Source organism: Gluconacetobacter takamatsuzukensis (genome assembly GCF_014174275.1).
Taxonomy (GTDB): domain Bacteria; phylum Pseudomonadota; class Alphaproteobacteria; order Acetobacterales; family Acetobacteraceae; genus Gluconacetobacter; species Gluconacetobacter takamatsuzukensis.
This window is the reverse complement of sequence record NZ_JABEQK010000014.1, coordinates 76,042-84,596: the sequence shown is the minus strand read 5'-3', so window position 1 is coordinate 84,596 and position 8,555 is coordinate 76,042. Positions and strand designations below refer to the sequence as shown.

At 64.0% G+C, this 8,555-nt stretch carries 7 protein-coding genes; 5 read left to right on the top strand and 2 right to left on the bottom strand.

Annotated elements, in window-relative coordinates; genetic code table 11:
• The first annotated feature begins 464 nt into the window (after window positions 1-464).
• The 5 genes from HLH27_RS15285 to spt all read left to right on the top strand — a co-directional run bounded on the left by HLH27_RS15285 (window position 465) and on the right by spt (window position 6,455).
• The gene (locus HLH27_RS15285; protein ID WP_182950902.1) at window positions 465-1,871 is read left to right on the top strand and encodes a lipopolysaccharide biosynthesis protein; all 1,407 of its coding nucleotides are present in this window, start codon (window positions 465-467) and stop codon (window positions 1,869-1,871) included.
• 5 nt (window positions 1,872-1,876) lie between these two features.
• Entirely contained in the window at window positions 1,877-3,031 is a 1,155-nt protein-coding gene (locus HLH27_RS15280; protein WP_182950901.1) for a sensor domain-containing protein, read from the top strand.
• Between the two features lie 45 nt (window positions 3,032-3,076).
• Window positions 3,077-4,813 carry a fatty acyl-AMP ligase gene (locus HLH27_RS15275; protein ID WP_182950900.1) on the top strand — a complete coding sequence of 579 codons (1,737 nt, stop codon included), beginning with the start codon at window positions 3,077-3,079 and terminating at the stop codon, window positions 4,811-4,813.
• 189 nt (window positions 4,814-5,002) lie between these two features.
• On the top strand, window positions 5,003-5,254 hold the full coding sequence (locus HLH27_RS15270; protein WP_182950899.1) for an acyl carrier protein: 252 nt from the start codon (window positions 5,003-5,005) through the stop codon (window positions 5,252-5,254).
• Between the two features lie 4 nt (window positions 5,255-5,258).
• A complete protein-coding gene (gene spt, locus HLH27_RS15265) occupies window positions 5,259-6,455 on the top strand; it encodes a serine palmitoyltransferase (protein WP_182950898.1) in 1,197 nt (398 codons plus the stop codon).
• 45 nt (window positions 6,456-6,500) lie between these two features.
• On the opposite strand, the gene HLH27_RS15260 is transcribed toward spt, so the two are convergent.
• Window positions 6,501-7,460, bottom strand: a complete 960-nt coding sequence (locus HLH27_RS15260; RefSeq protein ID WP_182950897.1) for a hypothetical protein — start codon at window positions 7,458-7,460, stop codon at window positions 6,501-6,503.
• Between the two features lie 5 nt (window positions 7,461-7,465).
• Window positions 7,466-8,437, bottom strand: coding sequence for a diacylglycerol kinase family protein (locus HLH27_RS15255; RefSeq protein WP_182950896.1), 972 nt, complete (start codon window positions 8,435-8,437; stop codon window positions 7,466-7,468).
• Window positions 8,438-8,555: the final 118 nt, after the last annotated feature.

The following is an 8,555-nucleotide window of genomic DNA, read 5'->3' as shown; positions in this document are numbered from 1 at the left end:
TCAAACCCAGGCTAAACCCAGACCAGACCAATCCCTCAACAACCCGCTTCCGCAGGCCGCCAGAACGCCGCCAACATATCCCTTCCATTCCATATTCTATTGTCAAAGAACGCTGCCTAGTCATCCACTCAACCCAGCAGGGCCAAAGAAACTAGCAGGTCCAAACCGCCAAGTCAAGAACCTCAGCCCCGGCGGTGAACAGCGATCTACACCCCACCCCAAACACCGTCAACACAGGAACTCAAAAAAAAACAAAAAAGTTGCTCAGGCTGGCGAGATACCCCGGAAAACCGCCAATCCCAATTTCGCGCCCTCAAGGCCACTCGCCCCTCCCCCGCGGCTTTGGGGGCGTTTTGCATCGCCGTCGCCTTTCACATTCTCGGTCGCCTCCCCTATCTGATAGGCATCGGCCGCTCTCGGGCGACCGTCTTCATCTCCACTGACAAAGCAGGCTCCATCTCCTCGTGTCCGTTGCCGCACCGATCCCTGACACTACCAATGAACCACGCGGCCTCCGACGCGCATTCCGCAATCTGGGAGTTCTGCTCGGCGGACGGGCCCTCAACGCCCCACTCAGCCTGCTGCATGCCTCGCTGGCCATCCACCTGCTGGGCGGATACGGCTTCGGCCTTGTTGTCATGCTTTACGCCTTTGCCCGTACCATCGGTGACCTGGTGGATTTCCAGTCCTGGCAGACCGTGCTGCAGTACGGCTTCCAGCCCCTCAGCGACAGAGACCTGCCACGCTTCCATCGCATCCTGCGCTTCAGCCTGATCCTGGATCTGATCGGGGGCGTGGCAGGCTGCGCAATCGCGGTCGTCGCCAGCCTGACGATGGGGCAAATTCTCGGCTGGCCGCCGCTGCTGCGCCCGATCGGCACATTTTACAGCCTGACGCCCCTGTTCATGGCCGCCGCCACGCCAACCGGCGTACTCCGAATTCTCAATCGCTTCGATCTGTTGGCCGCGCAGGGCAGCACGGCAACGATCGTGCGTCTGCTCGGAACATTGGCCCTCCCGGCCATCGGCGCCTCCTTCGCGCATCTGGCGCTAATCTGGATGCTGGCCGAAATCCTGTCCTTTACGGTGCTGTTCGGCCTGGCATGGCGTGAACTGCATAAAAGAGAACTCATGACGGGCTTCTGGATCGGAATGACGGATATCGTCCCCGATCTAGTGAAAGGCAGGATCGCCGTCGATTTTCCGGGAATCTGGCGCTTCGCCTTCATCACCAACGCCAATGCCACCCTTTCCCTGGTCTTCAGCCACGTGACGACCCTGATCGTCGGTAGCGTGCTGGGCCCGGTCAGCGCCGGCTATTACCGTATTGCCAGCCAGATCGCCGCCGGCATCGCCAAGCCCGGAACCATGATGCAGCAGACCCTCTATCCCGAAATGGCCACCCTGTGGCGGGATGGGGCAACCGGGCGGATGTACCGTCTGGCATGGCAGTCCAGCCTTGCGGCCGGAGGAATCGGTTGCCTGCTGATGATCTTTGCACTGCTGCTGGGGCACCCCCTGCTGGGCCTGGTGATCGGCACGCGAGACCCGGCGGCCGTCAACATCATGCTGTGGATGCTCGGCGCCGAAATCGTGGCGATATGCGGCCTGCCGCTGGAACCATTGCTGATGACGTTCCGCCGCGCGGGCGCCGTCGTGATCGCGCGGTGCGTGGATGTCGTCTTCTTCCTGCCGGTGCTGATGATCCTGATCCATGCCTATGGATTGGAAGGCGTCGGTCCCGCCAACGTCGGTGGAGCGATTGTTCTGGTGCTCATGCAACTTGCCATGGCATTGCATGCCCGCCGGGCACTGGCGCCCACATCCAGCAGGCCAGCCGCCCCCGACACGTCCCACCTGGACCCGGCCTGATCCCGATGCGCATCGTTTTTCCCTTCATTGCCCAACCCCACCAGGTCGCGCATTCCCTGCCGATCGCCATGGAGATCGCACGCCGGCACCCGGACATCGGGGTCCACATCGCCTGCCTGACCGACGAGCAGGAGGCCTATATAAAGGGCCTGGCCAGCCTCTATCCCGACTCGCAGGTCGTTTATGAACGGTTAACCCTGCCCGGCCCATTACGGAGGCAACTGACCCATCGCGGGCCCAGCGTCCTGACCAAACTGGCAGCCTTGCTTTTCAACAAGAATTATTTCGAGACGTTTCAGGCTATTGTCGTCCCAGAGCGTACATCGCTCTATCTGCGCAGGATGGGACTGCGCGGCCCCTGTCTGATCTGGACCCGCCACGGCGCCGGAGACCGTGCGGTCGGCTTTGCCCGCGACGTCCGACATTTCGATTTTATCCTGATGGCAGGCAGAAAGCTGGAAACGCGCCTTCTGACCCAAGGCGCGCTTCGCCCCGGGCACTATGTCACGGGCGTCTACGCCAAATTCGATCTCGTGCGCCTGATGCATAGCAACGCCCCGCCATTGTTCGGCAACAGACGCCCGACTGTTCTCTATAATCCGCATTTCAATCCGCGGCTGACATCGTGGTATAGGTTGGGCACTCAAGTTCTGGACTATTTTGCCAATCAGGACCGATACAATCTTGTTTTCGCGCCGCATTACCGGCTGTTTGACGCACATCGCGACAAAGCTGCGAGCATCCTGCGCGCCTATGAGGGAATACCGCACATGCTCATCGATCCGGGCAGCACCAGAAGCGTCGACATGACCTATACCATGGCCGCCGACCTCTATCTGGGCGATGTCAGCAGCCAGGTGGCCGAATTTCTGATCGAGCCGCGTCCCTGTCTGTTTCTTGACGCGCATGGGACGAAATGGCACGACAATCCGGACTATCTGTTCTGGTCCCTGGGGCCGGTGATCGATACGACGGACAGGCTTGATCAGGCCCTGGATGGTGCCGTCGCCGGACACCCGGATTTCCTTGACCACCAGAAATCGTATATACGCGAGACCTTCGGTCTTGCGGATATCGGGCCGACAGCGCCGATTGGCGCAAATGCCATCGTAGAATTCCTTGGGAAGGCGCATTCATGTACGCCTTCGCCCTCGCTTTAAACCTGCCTTGATTACATGCTCCAGGTGGAAGATTCGTTACCTGAAATGACACTTTATCCGACTCCGACAGATTCTGGTCAGGCGCGACGCCTGGGCGATTTTGCAACGTTTCCGGAAGCCCTGGATTACGCGGCCCTTGGGGACGCGGGATTCAACGTCTATTCCGGCCGTGGCCAACTGCTGGAGTCCCTCCCCTACCGGACGCTGCGCGAACAGGCGCTGGACGTCGCACGACGGCTGCTGACACTGGGATTGCGTCCGGGTGAGCGGGTCGCGATCGTCGCGGAAAGCGATGGCGATTTCGCCCGCATCTTCTTCGGTTGCCAATATGCCGGGCTGGTGCCGGCGCCCCTGCCGCTGCCGGTCGCATTCGGCGGCCGCGAAGGCTATGTGACGACCCTGCGGGGCATGATCGAGAGCGCCGGCGCCGTCGCCGTGATCGTCCCCGATATCATCGCCAGCTGGACGGACGAGATCGTCGAAGGCTTCGACCTGCGCTTCGGCGGCCGCCCGGCCGACCTGATGGCCCTGCCGGTCGGCCCGGTCGCGCTGCCCACCGTCGCGCCGGACGACCTGTCCTACCTGCAATTCTCCTCGGGCAGCACCCGCTTCCCGATGGGCGTCGCCGTCACCCAGCAATCGGGCATGGCAAACGCCCGCGCGATCGCCCGCGACGGCCTGAAGGTCCGCGAAACCGGCGACCGATGCGTGTCGTGGCTGCCGCTGTATCACGACATGGGCCTCGTAGGCTTCTTCCTGACGCCGGTCACCTGCCAGTTGACCGTCGACATGCTGCCAACGCGCGAATTCGCCCGTCGTCCCCATGTCTGGCTGGACCTGATCAGCCGCAATCGCGGCACCATCTCCTACAGCCCGTCCTTCGGCTTCGAACTGTGCGCGCGCCGTGCCTCGACGGTCACGCTCGAACTCTCCTGCTGGCGCGTGGCGGGCATCGGTGGCGACATGATCCGCCATCATATCCTCGAAGAGTTCTCCGAACGCTTCGCCGCATCGGGCTTCGACGGGCGCGCCTTCACCGCCAGCTACGGCATGGCGGAAGCCACGCTGGCCATCAGCTTCGTGCCCCTGCATACCGGCATACAGACCGACACGGTCGATCTGCGTTTCCTGGAAACGCAAGGCATCGCCCGCCCGTCGAACGATCCGTCCCATGCCCTCAGGACATTCATCCTATGCGGCAAGGTCCTGCCCGAGCATGAACTGGAGGTCCGCGACCCCGTCGGCCGGTCCCTGCCGGACCGCAAGGTCGGCACCATATTCGTCCGTGGTCCCAGCCTGATGCGCGGCTATTTCAACCAGCCCCAGGAAACCCAGCGTGTCCTGGATTCCAGCGGCTGGCTGAACACCGGCGACCTTGGCTACATGATCGACGGCCAGGTGGTCGTGACCGGCCGCGCCAAGGACCTGATCATCATCAACGGCCGCAATATCTGGCCGCAGGACCTGGAATGGTCGGCCGAGACCGAAATCGGCGCACTGCGCAGCCGCGATGTCGCCGTCTTCTCGATCGACCAGGAAAAGGGAGAGAAGGTCGTGGCCCTGATCCAGTGCCGCGCCTCCACCCCCGAGGCCCGGGAAACCCTGCGCAACGAAGCCGCCAGCCTGTTCCGCCGCCAGCACGGGGTCGATGTCTCGGTGATCCTGGTCCCGCCCCATACGCTGCCGCAGACCTCGTCTGGAAAGCTGACCCGCGCGCGGGCCAAGGCCATGCTGCTGTCGGGTGCCTTCGACTCCGTCAGCGAAACCGCATCGGTCGCATGATCCGCGGGGGCTGTCCTGCGACAGGCCCCCGCTTCGATGCTGGCCAATCGACCGGATTTCGATATAAGGACATCCTCTTTTGTTGAGAGGGGGCCAAGCAGTCCGCCAGACTGCCTGGCCCTCCGATATGGCAGGCGGGGTTCGGGCACGTCATACAGGGACGGCTCCCGCGAAAAGGATGCATTTATAATGAGTGAAACGGTCGCGGACGTCTCTGCCCTGATCATCCAGACGCTGCTGGCGAATCCCAAGGTTCCCCGCGACATCAGCGGCAGCAGCAAGATCGTCGAAGACCTGGCCTTCGATTCACTCGCGGTCATGAATTTCGTGATGGAAATCGAGGATTCCCTCGACGTGTCCGTTCCGCTCGACCGGCTTGCCGACATCCGCACCATCGACGACCTGGCCAACTGCATCGTATCGCTGAAGCAGGGCGACTGACTCGATGTCGATCTTCACCAAATACGAGCCGCTGGCCCGTTCGCTGGCGGCCGTGACCAATGGCGGAGGCCGTAACCCGTTTTCCGTCGTGATCGACCACCCGGTCTCCTCGACTGTGGGCGTGATCGAAGGGCGTGAGACCCTGCTGTTCGGCACCAACAATTATCTGGGCCTCAGCCAGAGCGAAGCAGCGATCGAGGCCGCAATCGACACGCTGCGCACCCATGGCGTCGGCACGACCGGGTCGCGCATCGCCAACGGCACCCAGGGCCTGCATCGCCAGTTGGAAGAGCGCATCGCCGCCTTCTTCCGCCGCCGGCATTGCATGGTATTCTCGACGGGCTACCAGGCGAATCTGGGCATGATCTCGGCCCTGGCCGGCAAGGACGATTACCTGCTGCTCGATGCCGACAGCCACGCCAGCATCTATGACGGCAGCCGCCTCAGCCAGGCACAGGTCATCCGTTTCCGCCATAACGACCCCGAAGATCTGCACAAGCGCCTGCGGCGGCTGGACGGCACGCCGGGCGCCAAGCTGATCGTCGTCGAAGGCATCTATTCGATGATGGGCGACGTGGTACCGATGGCCGAATTCGCGGCAGTAAAGCGCGAGACCGGCGCTTGGCTGCTGGCGGACGAGGCTCATTCCGTCGGCGTCATGGGCGAACATGGCCGCGGCGTCGCCGAAGCCTGCGGGGTCGAGGACGATGTCGATTTCGTCGTCGGCACTTTCTCCAAGAGCCTGGGCACGGTCGGCGGCTATTGCGTCTCCGACCAGGACGGGCTGGATTTGATTCGGCTATGCTCGCGGCCCTACATGTTCACCGCGTCGCTTCCGCCCGATGTCATCGCCGCCACCATGGCCGCACTGAGCGAGTTGGAGCAGCGGCCGGATCTCCGGCACAGGCTGATGGACAATGCCCGGCGCCTTCATGCCGGCCTGAATGCGATCGGACTGCGCACCGGCCCACAGGCCAGCCCGGTGGTGTCGGTGGTGCTGGACGAGGTCGGCCAGGCAGTACAGTTCTGGAACCGGCTTCTGGATCTGGGCGTGTACGTCAATCTCAGCCTGCCCCCCGCGACCCCCGACCAGCACCCGCTGCTGAGAACCTCGGTCATGGCGACACATGATGCCGCACAGATCGACCAGGCGATCGCGATCTTCGCCACTGTCGCCCGCGAACTGGGTATCGGCGGCTAATTCCCCGATGGCTGACGCGCCCGCCGGACATCCTCGGCGGGCGCGTCAGCGCCGGAAGATCCCAGCCCCTTTCAGTCGCCAGAGCAGCCGGGGCAGGCAGATCAGCGGATGACTGGCCTCGAACGGGGTCAGCGCAAGATCGACACCGCTATGGCGGCGCATCTTCCAGGCGATATAGCGCGCTCCGCCGGCGAAGGTGAAAGCGGCCTTGAACAGCCGCGCGACATTCAGTGGGCGCCCCAGATCGGCGCGAATCCGCCATTGGCGCGCAGCCCGCGCCCGCGTTCCAGCCGACAATGAAGGACGCAATCTGTCGCCTTCCTCCCGGAAGGACACACCGGACGCCGCCCAAGCCGCCGGCAGCAGCGCGTCGAAACGCCCCCCCAGTTCGCCGGCCAGCAAACTGATGGACCGATCCCCCCCTTCGACCCGCAATTCCGCTGCATAGGTCCGGCGGAACAGGCCTTCCCAGAAGGCCCGCGCCGGCCCGCTCTCGGGACCGAGCATGGCGGCCCACCAGGCGGCCACACCCACGGCGCGGATCAGGCAGCCCAGAATCGCGTCGGCCGCCGCCGCGTCGCGCACCCAGACCAGCCGCGCCGGCTGGCAGAAGCGCGCCCAGATCGTGGTGTCCAGACTGGCGCGCGCCGTCAGCGCCCGAAACTGCCCGATGGTCAGGATGGCGACCTTGGCCCGGACACACGCGCCCTCGATGATGCGCTCGTGATATTCCACATTCGGCGGCAACAGCGCATTCGCCTCGCGCGCCGCCCTGCCGCGCGGCCAGTCGGCCTGCCGGTCCAGCACGATATAGAAATCGAGAATGCCCTCCGGGTCCACCTGCCGCAGGCCCGACCCATAGAACAGGACACCCATGACCGGCGCATCCCCGACCAGTTCGCCGACGAACGCCGTTACCGCCGGCTCCACCGGCCGCACCAGTTCGTCCGTCAGGATGCGGGCGACCCGCCCGGCAGCGAGAGGATCGTATCGCACGTCATCCATGGCAATCAGGCATTCCGGATAAAATCGAAGGCCGGCCCCGCGGACAGATAGGTCTGCCCATCCGGACCGGAATCCAGGATTTCGCCATCCAGCACGAAGTCACCATCAAGCCGCAAGGCCAGATGATCGGTACGGCCGCGCCGATAGGATGGCGAACTGTCCAGCCACGCGGTGCACCGTCCGCGCAGCAACGACCAGGTGGCGGAGAGCAGATGCTCGGGAAAGGCCTCAACGCTGAGATAGGATAACCCGGCCCCCTCGCGCGACGCGAAGGGCCACATGCCCCCAGGCAGACAGTCCAGCGTGGTCGCCAGGAACAGGAAACAATCCGCCGTCCGCGCTGCCTCGTCCCCGATGGCAAGCGTCACCCGGTCTCCGGCCAGCCATTTGCGGCGCGTCGAACGAAAGACCAGACGCCCCAGCGAGGAGGCAATCGCCACCCCGACCGCAAGATCGTGCGAAAACCGGTTCAGCAGGGCCGGCCGATGGGCGATACGGATCCCGCGCGTAAAGGCAGCGGCGCCGTGGAACATCCCTAGCACCGCCGGACGCGCCGGATCGGACCATCGAACGGCCAGCACGTCCCGCCGCAGCACCCGGTGCCGCAGGAGCCCTTCACGGGCCAGGACATTCAACCGTTCAAGCGCCGCATTGCCACGCAGGCCGAACCCGACATCGGCGGCGATCAGGTTGCTATTCCCCGACGGCAGCACGGCAAGCGCCGGCAGCGCATCGGCCGGATAGCATTGATGAATGGCGGACATCACATTGCTGACGGTGCCGTCGCCCCCATCGATCGCGACCACGCCCACCTCGCGACGGGCCAGTTCGGCCGCGATCTCGACCAGGCCGGGCCCGGACGCCGAATGGAAGAACAGCGGCCCCAGCGCTTCGGACGCACGCCGACGGAACGAGCCGTCTTCACGGTCATTACGACGGCTGCGCGGATTGTGAATCAGGGCGAACCGCTCACTCACTCCCTATCGACCTTTCTCTGTGACACCGACATTCTTGGGGTCATAAGCCGCGTTCCCGGCATTATTGCAAGATCGTGAACCCAGGCCCGGGACAGGGAGGCCACGGATAGTGCGGAGA